Here is a 20,510-nt window from a genome sequence, read left to right as displayed (position 1 = left end):
TGCGTTAAAAATGAAGGTCCATTTTGCACCTAATTCATCTCGCTTATTGAACCACCATGAAAATAAGTTTCTTCAAGAATAGAAAAATGACAATACTAAAGAAGATCCTGCTTAATCGTTAAAAAAAGAGGAGAGCGGAAATTAATCAGCCTATGGATTAGGGTTGACTGGATTAAGGTCAGTATCAGTATTGACACTTCCTACCCATTTTGTTTATGAGATAGAAAAAAAGGCTACTGAAAAATCAGAAGCCCTCTTTTTAATATGTTTCATTAATAATTTTCCCTTGGATGTATCATAATCTCCTAAAGAGTTAACTTCAGACTGAAACTGATTGGATGATAAAATTTCCTTTTCCCTGTTTATAAGTTGTTATTTAGAGTTTAGAAATATTTGATTGACAATTTGATAAATTTAAACTATTATCACTTTAGTTAATTAAAAAATTGAATGTACATTTTCTTCTTATCCAGAGAGGTGGAGGGACTGGCCCTTTGAAGCCTCGGCAGCAGGTTCTTATGAATACTGTGCCAATTCCATCAAGCACATCGCTTGAAAGATGAGAAGAGGGTAATAAAACTCTCTTCTTAGGAAGAGAGTTTTTAATTTATACATAAATCCAACTTAAATTATAGGAAAACTATAAAATTAGAATAGTAGAGGAGAGAATACAAATGAAATATGGTTTTTGGTTACCGATTTTTGGAGGCTGGTTACGTAATGTGGAGAATGAAAATATGCCGCCTACCTTTGATTATGCAAAGAAAGTAATACAATCTGCTGAAAAATGGGGATACTCGACTACCTTAATAGCTGAATTATATTTAAATGATATTAAAGGACCGGAGCACGACTCTCTTGAAGCTTGGTCTACAGCAGCAGCCCTTGCAGCAGTGACGGAAAAAATTGAAATTATGACTGCGATTCGCCCTGGTTTTCATAATCCTGCTGTAGCGGCCAAAATGGCAGCGAATATTGATCAAATCAGTAATGGGCGTTTTACTCTTAACATTGTTTCTGCTTGGTGGGCAGAAGAAGCACGTCAATATGGGGGTATTTTTACAGAACATGATGAGCGATACGCTCGTACCGAAGAGTTTATTGATGTACTAAAAGGTTTATGGACAGAAGAAACCTTCAATTATTCTGGTCAATATTACGAATTAAAGGATGCGAAGCTTGCACCGAAACCTGTTCAAAGACCAAACCCGATTCTTTATGCAGGCGGTGAAAGTGAAAAAGGTAAGCAAACCATAGCAGAAAAATGTGATGCTTATGTTATGCACGGTGGTACAGTTGAAGAGATTGATAGAAAAATAACCGATATGAGGGCACGCCGTGAACAAACTGGCAGTGTGCCATTTAGTTCATTTGGCATGGCTGCTTATGTTATTTGCCGTGATACAGAAGAAGAGGCTCTGGCTGAGCTTGAAAAAATCACGACTGTGAAAGACACTAGCGGATATGCTGGCTTTAAAGATTTCACTACTAAATCACAATTAGAGCAACAAATCAAATTACAGGATTACTCTGTATCCAATCGGGGCCTGCGACCGAACTTAGTAGGAACACCTGAGCACATTGCAGATCGAATTTTACAATATGAAGAAGCTGGCTTAGACTTATTGTTATTGCAATTTTCACCTCAATTAGAGGAAATGGAACGCTTTGCAAAGCAGGTTATGCCATTAGTTGAACAAAAACGTAGTTTAATAAAGAACTAGTGAGGGGACATAATGATGAGCAAGGTATATGTGATACATGAAAATAGTGAGTGGACAGTCCATTTAACAAAAAGGTTAGCGGAACTTGGTGTTCCTTATGAAGAATGGTATTTGGACGAAGGAACGCTAGATTTATCAAAAGAGCCACCAGAAGGAATCTTCTATAGCCGAATGAGTGCATCTTCTCATACACGTGATCATCGTTTTGCAGCTGAATTTTCTGGGCAAGTATTGGCTTGGCTTGAAGCACATGGACGTACGGTGTTAAATGGAACGAGTGCTCTAAAGCTAGAGGTTAGTAAGGTATTACAATATTTAGAGTTAAACAAGTATGGTGTTAAGACTCCAAAAACGATTGCAGCGGTTGGAAAACAAAACATTTTACAGGCAGCTAAAAGCTTTGAAGGACAGTCCTTTATTACGAAGCATAACCGTGCTGGTAAAGGCTTAGGTGTTCAATTATTCCATAGTATAGAAGCTCTAAAAGCTTATGTGGAAGGACCTACTTTCGAAGAGCCGGTCGATGGAATTACCCTTATTCAAGAATACATTCAATCTCTTGAAAGCTACATAACCCGTTGTGAGTTTGTGGGAGGAAACTTTGTTTATGCCGTTAAGGTTGATACTTCGGAAGGATTTGAACTTTGCCCAGCGGATGCATGCCAAATTGGCGATTTATTCTGCCCGGTAGGAGAAAAAGAAGAGAAGCCTAAGTTTCAAATCATTGAAGATTTTGAGGACGAAATTTTAGAAAAATATAAACAGGTTCTAGCTGGTAATAAAATTCAAGTTGCTGGAATCGAGTTCATCAAGAATGCTGAAGGTGAAATTTTTACTTACGATATTAATACAAACACAAACTATAATTCTGATGCAGAAGCAGAAGCTGGTAAATTCGGAATGCTGGAAGTAGCTTTATTATTAAAGAAGACATTAGAAGAAAAATACGTGCCAATAGCAACGGCTTAATTTAGAGAAGTAACGGAAATTTCCTTAGAATTACCTGATAATGAAAGGGAAATTGAAAATCTTCTTGATTTAATTAAAGAAGAAGAAAACCCCATAATGTTAAGCTTATACATTTTTCGGAATTAAATCTAAAAGGAGTATGATCGTCTAATAGGCGGTCATTTTTTATTGCACTAAAGGTGCAGATATATACAGTAACAACTGCAAATCCTTGGAATAGTGCACCTTTTATCTTTGTGTATATGTATCCATTGATAAGCGTTTAAGGACTTAATTTGGACCCTCTGTGGGTACGATTTGTTAACGCACCTGTTAATTTAATAGCAATAGGTAAGACAGTCCTCAACAAGTTGAACATAGATTCCCAAAGGATGTAATCGTAGCGATTTACTTAGAATATGATATGTCTGAAACCGCCAGTATTGGCCTAGGGAAAATTCATTATCCATTAATGGAGGGAACCATATGACTATCTTAATTATTTATGCCCACTCAAATAAGGATAGCCTTAATCATGCGATTTTAGAGAACGTCATGAAAGGGTTAAAGGAAGCCAAACGGAAATTTGAATTAATTGATTTATACGCGGAGAAATTTGATCCTGTTTTAGTCATCGATAAGCAGCATAAACCAAGGGATTTAATCCATGATCCATATACTGAAAAGTATCGAAAAAAAATTGAGCAGGCTGACCAGTTAATTTTCATTTACCCAATTTGGTGGTATGGTGTACCAGCCATTTTAAAAGGCTTTTTTGATCGCGTGTTTGTTTCTGGATTTGCGTATCAACACAAAGGAAAATTTCCGAAAGGCTTATTGAAGAATAAATCGGCATGGGTTATTTACACCATCGATGCTCCCTCTTTATTTATTCGATTGTTTAGAAAAAATGTCGAATGGATTGTAGTAAGAGATTACATTTTAAAGTTCTGCGGCATTAAAAATATCAAAAGAACTCGATTAACGTTTGTTAAACATTCTACCTATAAATCTCGGCAGAAATGGCTTCAAAAAATCTACCAGCTCGCAAAAGTAATTTGAACATATGGGATTGCACGTCTAAAATAAGTAAAGTTAAAAGGAGCGCCAAATTTGTGCTCCTTTTCTTACTAAAATTGTGACTAATGTTTTGATTCTTTTACTCTCATTAAATAAATGCATATTCATATTGCTAGATGAATATGAATACATAGTGAGTTTTTGAAAGAGGGTGGGTTTCATGATGGATCGGGTAAATGCGGAAATCAACCGAATAACCGATCAGTTCATAAAGGACCAATCAGATGACGGGTTCTGGCAATATCCCTTCGAGACCGGAATCGCAACAGACTGCAGTATGATTATCCTATTACGGACATTGGAGATAGATGATGAGGAGTTCATAAAAGAATTGGTGGAACGTATCGCAGGAAAACAGCAGGAAGATGGGTCATGGAAGCTGTTTCATGACGAAGAAAAAGGAAATCTGACAGCCACAGTGGAAGCTTATTATGCCCTTCTTTATTCTGGTTACCGCGATCGAAAAGACCAGGAAATCCAGGCTGCAAGAAGATTTATTATGGCCAACGGAGGGGCTGCGGAAGTCCATATGTTTTTGAAAATCATGTTGGCCATAACAGGACAATGTGAGTGGCCGCACTTCCCCATTAATATTGAAGTAATGCTTTTACCAGACTCCTTTCCCATCAATCTTTTTGACCTCTCCGTGTACGGAAGAGCCAACATTATTCCTTTTTTAATTCTCGCCAATACGAATTTTCGTAGGAGAACGCATAGATCGCCCGACCTCTCCGATTTGTTTCAGAAAAGAGAAGTTCGCCTTTTTACAGAGGATCAAGAAGAAGCGGCCCGCTCGGTGATCAAAATGATTAAACAGGGAATTCAGGCTCTGAAATACCATGGAAACCTTCGTGAATTGACATTATATCGTGCCGAAAAATATATGCTGGATCGAATCGAACCGGACGGCACCTATTTAAATTATTTCAGCTCAACTCTTCTAATGATTTTTGCCTTACTGGCGAGGGGGTATTCGAATACACATCCGGTGATTACTCGTGCTGTGCAAGGTTTAAAAGCGATGACCTGCAGGATTGACGGAGAACTTCACTGCCAATATACGACGGCTACGGTCTGGAATACGACGTTAATTAGTTATGCTCTGCAAGAATCCGGTGTCCCCTATTCGGCGGATACCGTGCAGAAGGCAAACCAATATATCCTCTCCCGTCAACATATCAAATACGGGGATTGGGTAATTCATGAACCGAACTTGTTGCCGGGAGGCTGGGGATTTGCGGACATGAACACGATCCATCCGGATATTGACGACACAACAGCTGCACTGAGGGCGATACGTACTTTGGCCCTAGAGCAAGTCGAATATCGGCAAGCATGGGATCGTGGAGTAAACTGGCTCATTTCCATACAAAACAATGACGGTGGTTGGGCGGCCTTCGAAAAGAATGTGGACAAAAAAATATTGAACTTGTTACCGATAGACGGGGGAAAAGATTTATTAATTGATCCGTCGACAGTTGATTTAACTGGAAGGACTTTAGAGTTCTTCGGTAACTATACCCATTTGGATCAACACCATCCCATGGTGAAACGCGGGATTCGTTGGCTGTTGCGGCAGCAAAATTCAGATGGTTCCTGGGTGGGTCGATGGGGCGTCTATATTTATGGCACATGGGCGGCTGTAACGGGAATGGTTGCGGTTGGAGTTTCTACAAATCATCCAGCTATTCAGAAAGCTCTTACTTGGTTGCAAAAAATTCAAAATCCCGATGGGGGATGGGGAGAATCCTGTAAAAGTGATATTAAAAATTGTTATGTGCCGCTCTGCGAAAGTACCCGCACGCATACCGCTTGGGCTCTTGACACGCTCATCTGTGCCGCGACTGGAGTTACACCTGAAATTGAACACGGTGCAGCTTTTTTAGTGGACGGAAAAGAAAAAGATTGGACAAAGACCTATCCAAAAGGAAGGGGAATGGCAGGATCCTTTTATCTCAATTATCATTGTTATGAATACGTTTTTCCATTACTGGCCCTGGCGCATTATAGAAATTTAGCTGAAGGGAATTAAAAACAGGGCGAGTCGGCAGCTAGGGATGCTAGATAGAGTGATAAAACATATAGGCTGGCATATTTTTATATCCTGTCCCATACACTGAACAAAACTACAACCATACAAAGTCTTGGTGAAATACAAATTCTTTCCAACAAGCAGGAGGCAAAAGATGCTTGAAACTTTACTCCAATTTTTCGATCTTACTACAGTCATTTGGTTGTTCCCTATCATATTTATTTTCCATGACTTAGAAGAGATCATAACAATTGAATCTTCCATGAGTACATACAAATATAGTTCTCAAAAACCTCCCTTCGTCGAACTAACATTAAAAATGAGGAGAAAACTAGGTTCGACAGCTGCCCAACTTTCTGTTTCGGCTACATGGATTTTGCTCATTATCTCATTCACCACATTGATGACTGCCCATTTCTCCTTGAACGGAGGGAGCTTTCTCTTATATACAGCCATTCTCAATTTATTTATTCTGCAGGCGACCATGCATATTGTTCAGTCCATCTTTTTTAAAGGCTATACGCCTGGTATCATAACGGCGCTGTTCCTCCTTATCCCTTACTGTCTTATCGCCTTTTACAGTTTGTTCGAACGCGGTCTGATAGACTGGCATTTAATTTTCGCAAGTATTCCCGTCAGCCTATTAATGATCCCGATTTTTCTTGTTGGCAATTTATTAGGCCGTTTTTTTATTCACTAACTGTTCCTCACTCTTTTATTTACTTGGTCAGCATTTCATTCTCGAATAAATGGCTACTTTTCCTCATTTAACCGATAAGTTAATCCATAATAAAAAGGCAGTTGCTGGAGGCGAGTAAATTGCATGTTGTCTTAACGGGAGGAACCGGGTTTCTGGGTCAAGCCTTAACACACCTGTTGACTCAAAAAGGCCATCGGGTAACCATATTAACACGACGTCTTCCTGATATTAATAGAACAGATGAATTCGTTAATTATGTTGAGTGGCTTTCTGAAGATAATCAGCCTGAAAATGAACTTGAGGTTGTAGATGCAATAGTAAATTTAGCCGGGGAATCAATCAATAGCGGGCGATGGACCAAAGGCAAAAAGGAGGCTATTTTGAATAGCCGTCTCACAGCCACAAAAGAGGTAATTCGAATTATAGGACATCTTAATCCCAAGCCAAAAGTGCTTATTAACGCCTCAGGTGTAAGTTACTACGGGATGTCTGACTTCAAGACGTTTAATGAGACCTCACAAAGTCGTGCAAATGATTTTTTGGCAAAAGTTGTAAGTCTGTGGGAGAATGAAGGGGCTACGGCCCAAGAATTTGGTATTCGAACGGTCTTCGCGCGCTTTGGCATAATTCTTGGTCAAAAGGGTGCCTTACCGCTAATGGTGCTGCCCTATAAATTTGGTATTGGGGGGACAATCGGAAATGGAATGCAATGGATTTCCTGGGTTCACATTCAAGATGTGGTTGAGATGCTTTACTTCGCCATAATTAAACCCGAAATAGATGGACCGTTAAATGTGACCTCGCCTAATCCAATTCGCATGTCATCATTCGGAAGGTCAATTTCAGACGTCCTTCACCGCCCACATTGGCTCCGTGTGCCTGAGGTTTTTTTAAAAGTGGCACTTGGTGAAATGGGTCAGGTTGTATTAAAAGGGCAGCGAGTACTTCCTCAAAAAGCACTTTACCACAATTACTCCTTTCATTTTACAGATGTAAAAAGTGCACTTTCTGATATTCTAGGTTAACGTTGCTTTTATGTCCGTTTATGTCATTAATATGCTTCAATATTCCTTATGCATTTCAAATGTAAGCGTCAAAGACATAGGTAGTCGGATGAGAGGAAGGCGAGCTACAACCAATAAGCCAATAAAAGAATATTAGCGGATTGCAAATTTAAAAAAGCAATTTATTGTTTCTTTTGATTTAATTCCTTAATACATTCTTGAACAAGAGTAACCCCTTGGCTCTGGATGCCCCACCCCCAAATGCAGCCGTTACAGCTACAGTTTCAAGAATTTCTTGTTTTGAACAGCCCCGGTCAAGTCATCCCTTTGTGTGATAGTGCGTTACTTAAAGATCCGGCTGCCATTTTGGTTGCTATTTTTTTTGAAGTAATGGTCAGAAAAGCTGAATATTTTACTTTTGATAAAGCTTCTATACAAAATAAGCAAATAATGGGAAAATTGGGTTGTATTAAAAAAGGTAGTGTTAATTTTTTTTAAAAAAGTATTGGAGTGCTTTTGTTGAAGATCGGATCACAGAAAATGATCAAACTTTATTATAAAAATTGCCCTTTTTCTACCCAAAGGAGGGTTATTAAAGACATTTTAGGCATAGAGACAGCGAGTTTTGCCCCCAAGAAGTTGTTTAAGTTGCCCAAAAGAAAAACTTCCTGTCCGATCACTCACTAAGAAGAATACACAGCTCTAATAAATTATATCAAAATAATTTTGTAACTAAATTGTAATCCCACTGTGACGCCGTTGTTATCCTTTTCTTGTATAGTGTGAGTATCAAATCACGCCAAGGGGGGATAACATTATGCTAAAAAAATTCATCACAGCACTTGCGATTACAATTGGACTTAGCTCAGTGTTCGCCACTACGGGTGATAAAGCAGAAGCGGCTTATTATCATACAAAAGCAATTTCAGTTGCCAAAGCAAATCTCGGTGTTCCATATAAATGGGGCGGAATAACACCAAGGGGTTTTGATTGCTCAGGTCTAATAAAATACTCATTCGGTCAGGCTGGCAAAGTATTGCCACGAACCGCTGCTGACATGTACTATACAAAAGGATATCGTGTAAGTTCTATACAAGCAGGAGACTTACTGTTTTACGCACCAAATAAAGGAAGTAAACCAACACATGTCGCGATGTATATCGGAGCAGGTAAGATGATTATGGCTTCCTCATCAAAAGGCGTAATGATAACCTATACTAATAACAGCTACTGGAATCCAAAATTTATTGGCGCAAAACGTATATAAGCAATGGATGAGAACATCGGCCAGTCCGATGTTTTTTTCTGTTTATAATTAACTGAGGAGCTACCGCAAAATTGTCGAAATCTCTACATATTATCTTCATATCGTCAGGTTACTATTATATTAACAAGACAAATGAAATTTATTAAAAACAGGGAAAAATAAAAAGGTGATCCAATGTACAGTTTAATGAGTCAATTCAGTTCATTTATCAGTAAGCCTTTTTTCGAGCTGGCCAATAGTCTCGAATCCTGGCCGATTCTATTTGCGTTTATTTTAGGACTCGTGGGCGCACTTGCGCCGTGTCAGCTTACTGGCAATATTAGTGCTGTCACACTTTATGGAAACAGTTCCATCCAAAAGAAAATCATGTGGAAGGATGTTTTCAATTTTACACTTGGAAAAGTAGCTGCCTTCTCCATATTAGGCTGCCTAGTGTGGCTGCTGGGAAAGGGATTCGAACAAAACTTAATACTCTATTTTCCTTGGATCCGCAAGCTGATGGGTCCGTTATTAATCCTCGTTGGTATTTATTTGTTAGGCTTTATCAAATTAACAGGGACATTCAACTTGTTTAAGGGATCAAAGGAATACAAGCATGGACATTCACTCGGTTCTTTTATGCTGGGATTTAGTTTTTCGCTTGCTTTTTGTCCAACTATGTTTATTTTGTTTTTTGTCACCTTAATGCCACTCGTCTTATCTAGTTCCTATGGAGTTATTCTCCCGTCCATCTTTGCGGTTGGTACCGCCTTACCATTATTAATTGTCATTTCCCTTATTTGGTACCTTGGCGGAAGCGGTGCATTAATGAAAAAAGGTAGAAGGGTTGGTACCATTATTCAACAGATAGCAGGTGCAGTAATACTTCTATTAGGAATATTTGATACCATAACCTATTGGTCATTATGAACAAATTGTGAAAGTTGAAAAACCCCTTTACATAGGGTAGGGGGGTATAGTAGAATAAAATTAAGCGATGCTTGATTAAAAGCTGATAAAAAGGAGAGATTATTGATGGAAAAAGTAACACTAAACGTTCAAGGAATGTCTTGTGATCATTGTGTGAAAGCAGTAGAAGGAAGCGTAGGAGCACTAAATGGTGTTGGTTCTGTAAAGGTAAACTTAAAAGCAGCTACAGTTGATGTGGAATATAACCAGCAAAAGGTTTCATTGGATGAAATTAAAGAAACCATTGATGATCAAGGTTACGACGTAAAATAATAAAGTGAAAAGACGTGCTAACAATTAGCACGTTCTTTTCGCGAAAATATATACCTATATGGGGTATAAGGAGTTGGCTTTTATGAGTCAAAGCTTAAAAGAGACGAATCTGCAAATATCGGGGATGACCTGTGCCGCATGTGCGACAAGAATTGAAAAGGGTCTAAATAAACTAGCTGGTGTAGAGTCAGCAAATGTTAACCTTGCCTTGGAGAAATCCGCAATAAAATATGATCCATCACAGATAAATGTTGATGATATTGAAAAGAAAATCAGAGATTTAGGATACGATGTTGTAATGGAGAAGGCAGAGTTTGATATCACCGGAATGACTTGTGCCGCATGTGCAACAAGAATAGAAAAGGGCTTGAATAAGTTAGATGGTGTCGTTAAGGCTAATGTAAATTTGGCGCTTGAAAAAGCAACAGTTGAGTTTAACGGCTCAATGCTTACGAATAATGATGTAATAAAAAAAGTTGAATCCCTTGGCTATAAAGCCCAAATAAAAGAAGACTCGAAAGAAACGAGCGACCATCGCCAAAAAGAAATTGCTAAGCAAACGAAAAAATTTATCTTTTCTGCGATATTGTCATTGCCACTTTTATGGGCCATGGTTGGCCACTTTTCGTTTACCTCGTTTATTTATGTACCAAAAATATTTATGAACCCTTGGTTCCAGTTAATTTTGGCTACACCAGTTCAATTCATCATTGGAGGTCAGTTTTACGTATCTGCGTATAAGGCGATTAAAAACAAAGGTGCCAATATGGATGTACTCGTTGCCTTAGGTACATCGGCTGCCTATTTTTATAGTCTATATTTATCAATTATGTCGCTTGCAGATAGTGCTCATAGCGTAGATCTATATTTTGAGACAAGTGCTGTCCTTATTACATTAATTATCTTAGGAAAGCTTTTTGAAGCAAAAGCAAAAGGGCGTTCCTCGGAAGCCATTAAGAAATTAATGGGTCTTCAAGCGAAGACGGCGATAATTGAACGTAATGGTATTGAAATGGAAATCCCAATTGAAGAAGTTGTGGTTGGGGATATCCTCCATATTAAGCCCGGTGAGAAGATTCCAGTAGACGGAATCATTATTAAAGGTCAATCAGCCATTGATGAGTCCATGCTAACCGGGGAAAGTGTCCCAGTGGATAAAAAAATGGGCGATGAGGTAATCGGTGCTACACTTAACAAAAATGGCTTCTTAAAAGCTGAAGCGACAAAAGTTGGCAGGGATACGGCGCTAGCGCAAATCATTAAAGTGGTGGAAGAGGCACAAGGTTCAAAAGCTCCGATTCAACGGCTCGCCGATAGAATTTCCGGAGTATTTGTGCCGATAGTTGTAGCCATTGCGGTGATTACTTTTATCATCTGGTATGTTTGGGTTGCTCCCGGAGATTTTGCAGATGCATTAGAAAAAATGATAGCGGTTCTAGTTATCGCATGTCCTTGTGCATTGGGATTGGCAACACCAACCTCGATTATGGCTGGTTCCGGTCGTGCGGCTGAATATGGAATCCTCTTTAAGGGTGGAGAACATCTGGAAATGACCCATCGAGTAGCCACAGTTATATTGGATAAAACAGGTACGGTAACTAATGGAACACCGGTTTTAACGGATGTTCTCCCGAAAGGCTCGTTTGCTCAGGAAGAATTTTTAGCATTAGTAGGGTCAGCTGAAAAGCAATCAGAACATCCACTCGCACAAGCGATTGTTCAAGGTATTAAAGACAAAGGGATTCCATTAAAAGAAGTCACTGAATTTGAGGCTGTTCCAGGCTTTGGTATTAAAGCTATCGTAGACGGAAAACAAATCTTAGTTGGTACGAGAAAGCTAATGAATCAAAATAAAGTTGAAATTGTTGATGCCCTAGTTAAGATGGAGGAATTGGAGAAAGTAGGAAAAACAGCGATGCTTGCTGCTGTTGACGGTCAATATGCCGGTACTGTAGCTGTAGCCGACACGATCAAAGAAACTTCCAAAACAGCCATTAGCCGCCTAAAGAAAATGGGACTTGATGTCATCATGATTACGGGTGATAATCAGCAGACCGCGGGAGCAATCGCTGCTCAAGCTGGAATTGATCATGTAATTGCCGAAGTTCTTCCAGAGGGGAAGGCGGAAGAAGTCAAAAAATTACAGGCGCAGGGTTATATTGTAGCCATGGTCGGAGATGGAATTAATGATGCCCCGGCACTTGCGATTGCTGACATTGGAATGGCGATTGGTACGGGTACAGATGTTGCAATGGAAGCAGCCGATATCACGCTGATTCGCGGCGATTTAAATAGTATTGCTGACGCGATTTTCATGAGTAAAAAGACGATTACCAATATTAAACAAAATTTATTCTGGGCGCTGGCTTATAATTCGCTTGGCATTCCCATTGCTGCGCTAGGGTTCCTTGCGCCATGGCTTGCTGGTGCTGCGATGGCCTTCAGCTCCGTTTCAGTGGTTCTAAATGCCTTGCGTTTACAAAAAGTGAAACTCTAAAAAAGTCTATCCGATGAATGGAATTACTATGCTGAACATTTTGTAGACAAAATAGGAACAAATAATGACCAAAAATTTTATTCTTGTCTAATGTACTATTTTCACGAGGAGCCGATTAAAGATGTAACAATGAGTTCATCTTTAGGAGTGACTGCCATGAAAATAGACGGTGTTTTTTCAGGAGGCGGAATTAGAGGATTTACACTCGTTGGTGCCTATGAAGAAATTGAAAACAGGGGATTTCAGTTTGCAAGAGTCGCAGGAACAAGTGCAGGGTCAATCGTAGCCGCCTTAATCGCGGCTGGTTATACGAGTAAAGAGATTTATCAATTGGTGAATGAGTTTGATCTGCCCAAAATGCTTGATACCCGTAAATCGATCATTCCCTTTCCGATTGCTAAGTGGCTGCTCGTATACTGGAGATTAGGACTCTATAAAGGAAATGAGCTTGAAAAATGGATGAAAGAGAAGCTGGAAGCAAAGGGGTTAAGAACATTCTCCGATCTTCCTCCACATGCCCTTAGGGTGATTGCCTCAGACCTATCGAAGGGACAAATGATTGTTTTGCCAGATGATTTAGAAAAATACGGGATACCACCAGGTTCGTTCTCAATCGCAAAAGCGATCCGAATGAGCTGCAGTATTCCTTATTTTTTTGAACCAGTTAAATTGCGTTCACTGGATGGAATGAGCGTAATCGTGGATGGGGGAGTACTTAGTAATTTTCCGATGTGGCTTTTTGATAAGGATAATGTAAAAAAGATCAGACCGGTACTTGGTATCAAACTTAGTCCAAGTGAATATGAACATGAAAAACATAAAATAAAAAACGGTATTCAATTATTTGGCGCCTTATTTGAGACGATGAAGGATGCCCATGATCAAAGATATATTTCCAAAAAGCATGTGGAAAATATTATTTTTATTACGGCTGAAGGAGTTTCGCTAACCGAATTTAATTTAACCGAAGAGAAAAAGCGGGAATTATTTGAAATAGGCCGAGAACATGCAAAAAAGTTTTTAAATAATTGGAGTTATTAAAAAAAATCGAACGTCTATAACGACGCTCGATTTTTCTTTTTCCCCTTTTTCCCGTCGATAACGGTTAGGTGTGCAGGAGATTTCTTTTTTGTCTTATTGGTCTTTTTTAATGTTGTTAACGTTCCAAGAGAAGAGGTCTTTGCTGAAGAGTCCCCGCTCTTTTGCTGCAATCGCTTTTTTGACTTTTTTGCTGCTTTAAGAAATGCTCGCTGCTCTCTTTTTTGTGGGCTTGAAGATGAAAACTTCCGAACAAGGAAATAAATGAGCAGACCGATTATGGCAATGACAGCTATTTTCTGTAGGAAACCGGCAGGATCAGCTGTAAATGAACTAAATAGACCAAGTAAGGCTAGAATGATTAGTCCCCCGACAATAATAACGGATGTCCGATTTTTCAAAAAAGCCACCTCCCTAAGAGCATCTTAAGCATTTTTACTAGCTTTTAAACACTTGAAATCTAAGATTTAGACAATTTCTTTATTTTCTAATTCGTACTCAGTTACCTTTTCTCGTCTAAGCAATTCATTAAAGGAAAGAATTGCTACTTCTACTTGGTCATTATTTGGCTCTTTTGTCGTTAACAACTGGAGCCAAAGTCCGGGATAGCCAAAATACTTCAACACGGGAATATCTCTCAGCTTGTTAGTAACCTGAAGGACTTCAAAAGAAATTCCTAGTACAACAGGTATTAGAAGAAGACGATCGACAACCCTTAACCAGAGCGGTGTCGTAGGAACCAGCATATAGACAAAAACACCAACGATGACAGTAAATAGGATGAAACTGCTGCCGCAGCGAAAATGCAGTCGGGAATGGGCCTGCACATTTTCAACCGTCAGCTCAACCCCTGATTCAAAGGTGTTAATTACTTTATGCTCAGCACCATGGTATTGAAACACTCTTTTTATGAGCGGGGTAAGCGAGACAAAATAGATATAACATAGGAGCAGTACAAGCTTAAAAAACCCCTCCACTAAAACCTGTGCAAAATCCGATGGAAATATTGGTTTCGTTAGCACTGCAAGGAAAACAGGGACTAATGTAAAGGCAAATTTTCCAAATAAGAAGGAAATCACTCCTATCGCAGCAACTCCTAAGTACATTGTCAACTTAGAGACTTCTTTTTCCTTTATTGTATCATCTTCTTTTGGGTCGACATCAAACCTTTCAGTCGAAAAGTTTAAATGTTTTGATCCATTGGCACTTGCTTCAATAATCGCAATGATTCCACGAAGAAACGGGATTTTTTTTAAGCTAGTTAAAGCTGGATTTGCTTTCCGCGGTAAATGAAAGTATTCAACAGAGCGATCTTTTCTGCGAACTGCGGTCACATAATGATGTTTCCCGCCAAACATGACTCCTTCAACGACCGCTTGGCCGCCATAAACAGGTTTTTGAGAATTGGACATGTAGTTTAACACCAACCTATATCAAAAGTTGCACAATAGCAGAAATGAAAAAAATCTGTTTGTACTTACTTTTATTCTACTAGAAAAATGAAAAAACCTCTAGGATGACATAATATTTCCATATAAAATCAGAAAAAATATTTTTACATGTAAGGATTAACATTCTAAGGGCATAATATTATCGAATTTAGTATAGATTTTCCATTTTTATTGTGATACTTGAAAAAACACCTTGTTTGATAAGTTCAATCCCAAAAACTTGAAGTAAACGGAGGATGTTACAATGGTAAATGAACAGGAAAGCGTAAATTATCCAAAAGCGATGTCTTTTTTGGCTATGGTATTTTGGACCGGTTTATTTGGAGGGATTTTTTGGGGAACGGTTGGCTTTTTTGCCTACTATTTTAATTTTACAGAAATTCGTCCAAATGTCATACTTGAACCATGGGCTCTAGGAGATTGGAAAAATGGGTGGCTGGGCACTGTGATCTCCATTATTTTACTGGGTGCATTTTCTGTTGTCGCTGCCTTTATTTATTTTGCAGGTCTAAAAAAATTCAAAGGATTTTGGTTCGGTATTGGCTATGGAATCGTTTTGTTCTTATTGGTATTTTTTATTCTAAATCCTCTTTTTCCCGGGATAAAACCGTTTAACGATTTAAACATGGATACAATCATAACCTCAATTTGCTTATATATCCTATATGGAATTTTCATTGGTTATTCCATTAATTATGAGTATCAAATTAATAATGTACAAGAGAAAGAGGCTTCAACCTAAGTTCGGATTAGTCGGAATTGTTAGGTTGTGATAAAATATTTTTGTCCACATGGATTAGAAAAGGAGAGTGGAGACGATTGGAAAAAATTGAAAGACTGAGATCGAATTTTTCAAACCATGGAATTGATGGAATTCTGATCACAAGCCCATTTAACCGCCGCTACATATCCAACTTTACTGGCTCTGCCGGTGTCGTATTAATTAGTGCAGACAAGGCACTGTTTATTACCGATTTCCGTTATATTGAACAAGCTACAAAGCAATGCCACGAATATGAAATTGTAAAATTTTCTAGTTCCATTCCCGAAGAAGTCGCGCGTCTTGCAAAAAATTTAGGGATTCAGAAACTTGGTTTTGAAGAGGATTACTTAACATGCTCCTCTTTTAAATTATATGACAAAGAAGTGGAAGCTGAACTTGTTCCAATCATAGGTGTCATTGAAAAATTACGCTTGATAAAGACCGATGCAGAGATTAAGATATTAAAGGTAGCAGCGGATATTGCCGATGCGGCTTTTAAACATATCTTGGATTTTGTTCGTCCTGGGAAAACGGAATTAGAGGTATCGAATGAATTGGAGTTCTTTATGAGAAAGGCTGGTGCGACTTCCTCATCCTTTGATACGATTGTTGCTTCCGGGCACCGCTCAGCACTTCCGCATGGTGTTGCCAGTGATAAAGTAATCGAAGCCGGCGATTTCGTAACAATGGATTATGGTGCCTACTATAATGGGTATGTCTCTGATATTACACGGACAGTTGCTGTTGGTGAGCCGGACGGGAAGCTGAAAGAAATTTATGAGATTGTTCTTGAAGCGCAGCTAGCAGGTATGGCTGGAATCAAACCTGGGATGACGGGTAAGGAAGCAGACGCGTTGACAAGAGACTACATAACAGAAAAGGGTTATGGAGAATACTTTGGGCATTCAACAGGACATGGGATTGGACTTGAGGTCCACGAAGGCCCAAGTCTTTCGCTGAAATCTGAAGTCATTTTAGAAACTGGAATGGTGGTAACGTGTGAACCAGGTATCTACATTCCGGGACTAGGTGGCGTTCGGATTGAGGATGATGCTCTATTAACCGAGGATGGGAACCAAGCCCTTACTCATTCCACAAAAGAACTAATTATATTGTAATGAATTTAGGAGGATTTTAAGATGATTTCTGTTAACGATTTTAAAACAGGTTTAACAATTGAAGTGGATGGCGGCCTATGGCGCGTTTTAGATTTCCAACACGTTAAGCCTGGTAAGGGAGCAGCGTTTGTTCGCTCTAAGCTGCGTAATCTTCGTAATGGAGCGATTCAAGAAAAAACCTTCCGTGCTGGCGAGAAGGTGGAAAAGGCACAAATTGATAACCGCAAAATGCAATATTTGTATGCCAGCGGCGATCAACATGTGTTTATGGATATGGAATCCTACGAACAGGTAGAACTTCCAGCTGCGAACATTGAATATGAACTAAAGTTTTTAAAAGAAAATATGGAAGTCCACATTATGATGTTTAATTATGAAACCCTTGGAGTAGAATTACCAAACACGGTTGTTTTAGAAGTAACGGAAACAGAACCGGGAATTAAAGGGGACACATCTTCCGGCGGAACAAAGTCTGCTACCCTTGAAACAGGACTTCATGTTCAAGTTCCTTTCTTTATCAACCAAGGTGACAAGTTAATCATTAATACAACAGAAGCAGCTTACGTTTCACGTGCGTAATTAGTTTAAAAGGTCTAGCTCCGAAATATTGGAGAAAGGCCTTTTTTTCATTTTAAAGGAATATATTATTTTACCTTTTAATATCTTGAAAACTTCACTAAATAGTAAGAATTAGCGACTATTTATCCAATAGCTTTTTGATAAGATTATATTGTATAAATGAATAGAAAGAGGTGATACAAACAATGAAACGAATTACGACTCTTTTATTTTTCTGTTTTACAGTAGCCCTGATAGTTGCAGGCTGCGGTTCCAAACTCGATAAAGAAAAATGGGCACTTGATAAAAAGCATAAGTCATTACCTGATTATGTTTTAAGTTCTTCAGAAAAAGTTCAAGAAACATACGTAATGGCAGCAACGTATCCTGAAGTCATAGCATCTGTCCCTTGCTATTGTGGTTGTAGTGTAGAGGGTCATAAGAGTAATCTTGATTGTTTTGTTAAGCAAGTTGGTGGAGAAAATGCAGTAACAGAATGGGATTCGCACGGAATATCATGTGACACCTGTGTAGATATAGCCAGGGATGCAGTAGATATGCATCTTGACGGTAAAAGCCCTAAGAAAATTCATGATTTAATCACGAAGAAATATGAAAATTACGGAGATCCAACACCAACACCTGAACCAAAGTAGGTATAAGCCATGAAAAAAATATTAATCGGAAGTTATGTTTTGATTATTATTGGGGTTATTTTTGGCATTGGCAATAGTGGTATTTTTGACAGCAAGAATTCAAAAGCCATTGCTTCAGGAGAAAAGATTTATATCAAAAATTGTCTTGTCTGTCACGGTGAAACCGGAAAAGGTGAAGGGTCAAATGCGGGGACAGCCATTAATAATCAGCGTTTTTTAAGTATTGTTTCCGATAAAGACCTATATAATTACGTGAAATATGGCAGGGAAGGTACTGCAATGCCTGCTTACGGCCCAAGATTGTCGGAAAAGGATTTGGTGAACCTTACAGCGTTCATGAGAAATTGGCAAACAAAAGAGCTTGATTTTAATGTGCCAAAAACAGTTTCCGGTGATCCAGATCGTGGGTTGAAACAATACAATGTCTATTGTCTAAACTGTCATGGTGAGGCAGGAGCTGGCAAAATTAAAATGGGTACAGCTCTTTCTAATCCGCAATATTTAAAATATACAACAGATAAGCAAATCTGGATTACCACCGCTTATGGCCGCGAAGAAACAAAGATGGGTCCGTCATTAAAGGGCCTTGAAGGTGTGCGCCAGTTAAAAAAGCAAGATATTTCGGATATCATTAGTTATATACGTTCAATAAAAGAAAATAAAGAAGTGCCTAACGATTACCTTAAACCTTGAGCCCATTCAAATGGACTCGGGGTTTTTTTGTTCTGCTTATCTTAATTGTGTCAATTTTGTGGTGGTTTTTTGACGAAAAGGGAACGTTTTTCATCCTTTAACAAAATGTTCAAGAGTGTCTCAACAATTAGGGTTGGATAAAGATTATATTTATTTCAAAGAGGACTATAGTGGAAAATAATGCTCCCTAGTGATGAGTTTTCCATATCAAGGAGGATTAACATGTGTAAGAAAAAGTGGTTGGCATTATTCGTTACTGCATCATTTGTCTCTAATTTTATCCTACCAAAGGCAAGTGCTGAAACAGCTTTCCAGGCAGAAAAATTTCCGATGAAGGAAATGCAGGTTCAAGTCATGCCAGAGTTTGATTACCCTGAGGATTGGGAATCCAAAGATGTTCCTTCGTTACTAGTCGGTCAGTACGGAACGATTACAAACAAAAGCGGCCAAGATTATGATGGCAAAATTGAAATTTCAGTTCCCGCGGGTGATAAGGGCTTTGAGGCTGCTTTAGTGGCAGAATTTCCAGAGGAAAATAAACCAGAAGTACAGCGTCCGTTTGATGTCAATAAGGAAAAGGGAATCATTAGCTGGAAACCCGCAAAACCAATCAAAAATAACGAGGCTTACAAATTTGTTATCGAATATTACACAAAAACAATTGATGTAAAGGACAAAAAGAGCTTTACATATCAACTCGTCAACAATGCCGATATTGATCTGCTTGATGTTGTTTTTTATGCGCCAATGAACGCCAAGGAGATCCAGTTAGAACCGAAAGCGCCAAACAATTCCAAAAATGAATATGGAGAAGAGCTCTATTATTACCAATACAAAAATGTAAAAGCCGGAGAAAACATGAACTATACCTTCGCATACAAGAAAGATGGCACGGAATCAACAATGGAAGCAATAAACAAGGCACAGCCGCCAAATGATGAAAACCATACAGGAGTAAATGGGACTGCAACAGATCAAGTTCTAAATGGCGGAAACGACAACTCAAAACGTCCAATTATCGGAGTTGGCGGTGCATCGATTATTGGAATAGCGATTATTATTGCTGGTCTCTTCGTTTACCTAGGAATGAAAGGTAACACACAGTCAACTCATACAGCAGCAAAGGGTTCAAAACATAACAAACAACAGCCAAAGAAACCAACTGAAAAAAGAGATAACAAAGCTGCCAATGCTGAGGAAAAAAAGGAACTCCGTAAGAAACTCTTAACCGGAAAGATCGACCAAGAAATGTACGAAGAAGAAATGAAGAAATTAATCTAATGAGGTGAGAAGGATGAAAAAAAATACGCTTGTCATGCTTGGCGGTTTTATTATTGCTGGAGCCATTGTGTTCTTACTGATGGCGGCAACACCAGGTTCGAGTGGGGTGGAGTTGACAATGAAAGAGCTGCTCGCAACCCAAGATCAGCATAAAGATGACTTTGTAACTGTAGAAGGGTTATTAATGGAAGACTCGATTAAATGGAATCCCGACAAAATTGAGTTGAAATTTGATGTAAAAAATAACGAAGGTCAAATCATGCATGTTATTCATAACGGACCAAAACCAGATAACTTCTCTGAAGGTGTCATCACTATTCTTCAAGGATCTCCGACAAAGAAAGATACTTTTGAAGCTGAGTCAGTGAAAACAAGATGTCCTTCCAAATACGAAGGAAATGATATTAAGGACTATGATCCTGAAACACATAAAGATAAGTTAAATCAACCACCGAAAGAAAAATAACAGGCAAACTTAA

Annotated in this window: 21 protein-coding genes, 1 pseudogene and 1 riboswitch; of the genes and pseudogenes, 19 read left to right on the top strand and 3 right to left on the bottom strand. The window is 38.8% G+C overall.

Annotated features, from left to right (window positions below; genetic code table 11):
- Positions 1 to 462: 462 nt before the first annotated feature.
- Positions 463 to 566: riboswitch (SAM riboswitch) on the top strand.
- 108 nt (positions 567 to 674) lie between these two features.
- From BANVL01_RS20315 to BANVL01_RS20290, 6 genes are all read left to right on the top strand, one after another.
- A complete protein-coding gene (locus tag BANVL01_RS20315; protein WP_066089798.1) occupies positions 675 to 1,724 on the top strand; it encodes an LLM class flavin-dependent oxidoreductase in 1,050 nt (349 codons plus the stop codon).
- Positions 1,725 to 1,739: 15 nt separating this feature from the next.
- Positions 1,740 to 2,693 carry an ATP-grasp domain-containing protein gene (locus BANVL01_RS20310; protein ID WP_066089795.1) on the top strand — a complete coding sequence of 318 codons (954 nt, stop codon included), beginning with the start codon at positions 1,740 to 1,742 and terminating at the stop codon, positions 2,691 to 2,693.
- A 465-nt stretch (positions 2,694 to 3,158) separates the two neighbouring features.
- A complete protein-coding gene (locus tag BANVL01_RS20305; RefSeq protein ID WP_066089792.1) occupies positions 3,159 to 3,734 on the top strand; it encodes an NAD(P)H-dependent oxidoreductase in 576 nt (191 codons plus the stop codon).
- 181 nt (positions 3,735 to 3,915) lie between these two features.
- Positions 3,916 to 5,784, top strand: a complete 1,869-nt coding sequence (gene shc, locus BANVL01_RS20300) for a squalene--hopene cyclase (RefSeq protein ID WP_483310422.1) — start codon at positions 3,916 to 3,918, stop codon at positions 5,782 to 5,784.
- 154 nt (positions 5,785 to 5,938) lie between these two features.
- Positions 5,939 to 6,484 (top strand): HXXEE domain-containing protein, encoded by a 546-nt coding sequence (locus tag BANVL01_RS20295; protein WP_066089786.1) that lies wholly within the window; start codon positions 5,939 to 5,941, stop codon positions 6,482 to 6,484.
- Between the two features lie 119 nt (positions 6,485 to 6,603).
- Complete coding sequence (locus BANVL01_RS20290) at positions 6,604 to 7,509, top strand: TIGR01777 family oxidoreductase (RefSeq protein WP_066089784.1); 906 nt, start codon at positions 6,604 to 6,606, stop codon at positions 7,507 to 7,509.
- Positions 7,510 to 7,670: 161 nt separating this feature from the next.
- Here the strand turns inward: BANVL01_RS20290 and BANVL01_RS28365 are convergent.
- A pseudogene (locus BANVL01_RS28365) lies at positions 7,671 to 7,825 on the bottom strand (carboxymuconolactone decarboxylase family protein); the annotation flags it as partial.
- On the opposite strand from BANVL01_RS28365, the gene BANVL01_RS28710 reads away from it, so the two are divergent.
- The 6 genes from BANVL01_RS28710 to BANVL01_RS20260 all read left to right on the top strand — a co-directional run bounded on the left by BANVL01_RS28710 (position 7,750) and on the right by BANVL01_RS20260 (position 13,514).
- Positions 7,750 to 7,986 (top strand): hypothetical protein, encoded by a 237-nt coding sequence (locus tag BANVL01_RS28710; protein ID WP_066089782.1) that lies wholly within the window; start codon positions 7,750 to 7,752, stop codon positions 7,984 to 7,986. The pseudogene BANVL01_RS28365 and the gene BANVL01_RS28710 overlap by 76 nt on opposite strands.
- A gap of 319 nt (positions 7,987 to 8,305) precedes the next feature.
- Entirely contained in the window at positions 8,306 to 8,755 is a 450-nt protein-coding gene (locus BANVL01_RS20280) for a C40 family peptidase (RefSeq protein ID WP_066089779.1), read from the top strand.
- A gap of 174 nt (positions 8,756 to 8,929) precedes the next feature.
- On the top strand, positions 8,930 to 9,664 hold the full coding sequence (locus BANVL01_RS20275) for an urease accessory protein UreH domain-containing protein (RefSeq protein WP_066089776.1): 735 nt from the start codon (positions 8,930 to 8,932) through the stop codon (positions 9,662 to 9,664).
- 105 nt (positions 9,665 to 9,769) lie between these two features.
- Positions 9,770 to 9,976, top strand: coding sequence for a copper chaperone CopZ (gene copZ, locus BANVL01_RS20270; protein WP_066089774.1), 207 nt, complete (start codon positions 9,770 to 9,772; stop codon positions 9,974 to 9,976).
- Between the two features lie 82 nt (positions 9,977 to 10,058).
- Complete coding sequence (locus BANVL01_RS20265; RefSeq protein ID WP_066089772.1) at positions 10,059 to 12,473, top strand: heavy metal translocating P-type ATPase; 2,415 nt, start codon at positions 10,059 to 10,061, stop codon at positions 12,471 to 12,473.
- Positions 12,474 to 12,629: 156 nt separating this feature from the next.
- Entirely contained in the window at positions 12,630 to 13,514 is an 885-nt protein-coding gene (locus BANVL01_RS20260; protein ID WP_066089769.1) for a patatin-like phospholipase family protein, read from the top strand.
- 14 nt (positions 13,515 to 13,528) lie between these two features.
- Here the strand turns inward: BANVL01_RS20260 and BANVL01_RS20255 are convergent, their stop codons facing one another.
- Positions 13,529 to 13,921, bottom strand: a complete 393-nt coding sequence (locus BANVL01_RS20255) for an SA1362 family protein (protein WP_342342319.1) — start codon at positions 13,919 to 13,921, stop codon at positions 13,529 to 13,531.
- Between the two features lie 57 nt (positions 13,922 to 13,978).
- A complete protein-coding gene (locus BANVL01_RS20250; RefSeq protein ID WP_066089763.1) occupies positions 13,979 to 14,923 on the bottom strand; it encodes a DUF1385 domain-containing protein in 945 nt (314 codons plus the stop codon).
- Positions 14,924 to 15,206: 283 nt separating this feature from the next.
- Between BANVL01_RS20250 and BANVL01_RS20245 the strand changes: the two genes are divergently transcribed.
- The 7 genes from BANVL01_RS20245 (at position 15,207) to BANVL01_RS20215 (ending at position 20,497) form a co-directional block, all read left to right on the top strand.
- Positions 15,207 to 15,704: a YqhR family membrane protein gene (locus BANVL01_RS20245; RefSeq protein WP_066089760.1), complete on the top strand. Its 498-nt coding sequence runs from the start codon at positions 15,207 to 15,209 to the stop codon at positions 15,702 to 15,704.
- 77 nt (positions 15,705 to 15,781) lie between these two features.
- The gene (locus tag BANVL01_RS20240) at positions 15,782 to 16,843 is read left to right on the top strand and encodes a M24 family metallopeptidase (protein ID WP_066089756.1); all 1,062 of its coding nucleotides are present in this window, start codon (positions 15,782 to 15,784) and stop codon (positions 16,841 to 16,843) included.
- A 21-nt stretch (positions 16,844 to 16,864) separates the two neighbouring features.
- Complete coding sequence (gene efp / locus BANVL01_RS20235) at positions 16,865 to 17,422, top strand: elongation factor P (RefSeq protein WP_066089753.1); 558 nt, start codon at positions 16,865 to 16,867, stop codon at positions 17,420 to 17,422.
- A 185-nt stretch (positions 17,423 to 17,607) separates the two neighbouring features.
- Positions 17,608 to 18,057, top strand: coding sequence for a PCYCGC motif-containing (lipo)protein (locus BANVL01_RS20230; protein WP_066089749.1), 450 nt, complete (start codon positions 17,608 to 17,610; stop codon positions 18,055 to 18,057).
- 9 nt (positions 18,058 to 18,066) lie between these two features.
- Positions 18,067 to 18,750, top strand: a complete 684-nt coding sequence (locus BANVL01_RS20225; RefSeq protein ID WP_066089746.1) for a c-type cytochrome — start codon at positions 18,067 to 18,069, stop codon at positions 18,748 to 18,750.
- A gap of 222 nt (positions 18,751 to 18,972) precedes the next feature.
- Positions 18,973 to 20,031, top strand: coding sequence for a hypothetical protein (locus BANVL01_RS20220; RefSeq protein ID WP_066089743.1), 1,059 nt, complete (start codon positions 18,973 to 18,975; stop codon positions 20,029 to 20,031).
- A 13-nt stretch (positions 20,032 to 20,044) separates the two neighbouring features.
- Entirely contained in the window at positions 20,045 to 20,497 is a 453-nt protein-coding gene (locus tag BANVL01_RS20215; protein WP_066089741.1) for a cytochrome c maturation protein CcmE, read from the top strand.
- Positions 20,498 to 20,510 lie beyond the last annotated feature (13 nt).

It is taken from the genome of Neobacillus novalis NBRC 102450 (genome assembly GCF_001591805.1).
Taxonomy (GTDB): Bacteria; Bacillota; Bacilli; order Bacillales; family Cytobacillaceae; genus Neobacillus; species Neobacillus novalis.
This window is presented reverse-complemented; position numbering and strand designations above follow the sequence as displayed.

What these genes read in the sequence shown, in the direction of transcription:
- BANVL01_RS20315 (WP_066089798.1), top strand. Translation starts at nt 675, where the DNA reads ATGAAATATGGTTTTTGGTTACCGATTTTTGGAGGCTGGTTACGTAAT.
- BANVL01_RS20310 (WP_066089795.1), top strand. Translation starts at nt 1,740, where the DNA reads ATGAGCAAGGTATATGTGATACATGAAAATAGTGAGTGGACAGTCCAT.
- BANVL01_RS20305 (WP_066089792.1), top strand. Translation starts at nt 3,159, where the DNA reads ATGACTATCTTAATTATTTATGCCCACTCAAATAAGGATAGCCTTAAT.
- shc (WP_483310422.1), top strand. Translation starts at nt 3,916, where the DNA reads ATGGATCGGGTAAATGCGGAAATCAACCGAATAACCGATCAGTTCATA.
- BANVL01_RS20295 (WP_066089786.1), top strand. Translation starts at nt 5,939, where the DNA reads ATGCTTGAAACTTTACTCCAATTTTTCGATCTTACTACAGTCATTTGG.
- BANVL01_RS28710 (WP_066089782.1), top strand. Translation starts at nt 7,750, where the DNA reads ATGCAGCCGTTACAGCTACAGTTTCAAGAATTTCTTGTTTTGAACAGC.
- BANVL01_RS20280 (WP_066089779.1), top strand. Translation starts at nt 8,306, where the DNA reads ATGCTAAAAAAATTCATCACAGCACTTGCGATTACAATTGGACTTAGC.
- BANVL01_RS20275 (WP_066089776.1), top strand. Translation starts at nt 8,930, where the DNA reads ATGTACAGTTTAATGAGTCAATTCAGTTCATTTATCAGTAAGCCTTTT.
- copZ (WP_066089774.1), top strand. Translation starts at nt 9,770, where the DNA reads ATGGAAAAAGTAACACTAAACGTTCAAGGAATGTCTTGTGATCATTGT.
- BANVL01_RS20265 (WP_066089772.1), top strand. Translation starts at nt 10,059, where the DNA reads ATGAGTCAAAGCTTAAAAGAGACGAATCTGCAAATATCGGGGATGACC.
- BANVL01_RS20260 (WP_066089769.1), top strand. Translation starts at nt 12,630, where the DNA reads ATGAAAATAGACGGTGTTTTTTCAGGAGGCGGAATTAGAGGATTTACA.
- BANVL01_RS20250 (WP_066089763.1), bottom strand. Translation starts at nt 14,923, where the DNA reads ATGTCCAATTCTCAAAAACCTGTTTATGGCGGCCAAGCGGTCGTTGAA.
- BANVL01_RS20245 (WP_066089760.1), top strand. Translation starts at nt 15,207, where the DNA reads ATGGTAAATGAACAGGAAAGCGTAAATTATCCAAAAGCGATGTCTTTT.
- efp (WP_066089753.1), top strand. Translation starts at nt 16,865, where the DNA reads ATGATTTCTGTTAACGATTTTAAAACAGGTTTAACAATTGAAGTGGAT.
- BANVL01_RS20230 (WP_066089749.1), top strand. Translation starts at nt 17,608, where the DNA reads ATGAAACGAATTACGACTCTTTTATTTTTCTGTTTTACAGTAGCCCTG.
- BANVL01_RS20225 (WP_066089746.1), top strand. Translation starts at nt 18,067, where the DNA reads ATGAAAAAAATATTAATCGGAAGTTATGTTTTGATTATTATTGGGGTT.
- BANVL01_RS20220 (WP_066089743.1), top strand. Translation starts at nt 18,973, where the DNA reads ATGTGTAAGAAAAAGTGGTTGGCATTATTCGTTACTGCATCATTTGTC.
- BANVL01_RS20215 (WP_066089741.1), top strand. Translation starts at nt 20,045, where the DNA reads ATGAAAAAAAATACGCTTGTCATGCTTGGCGGTTTTATTATTGCTGGA.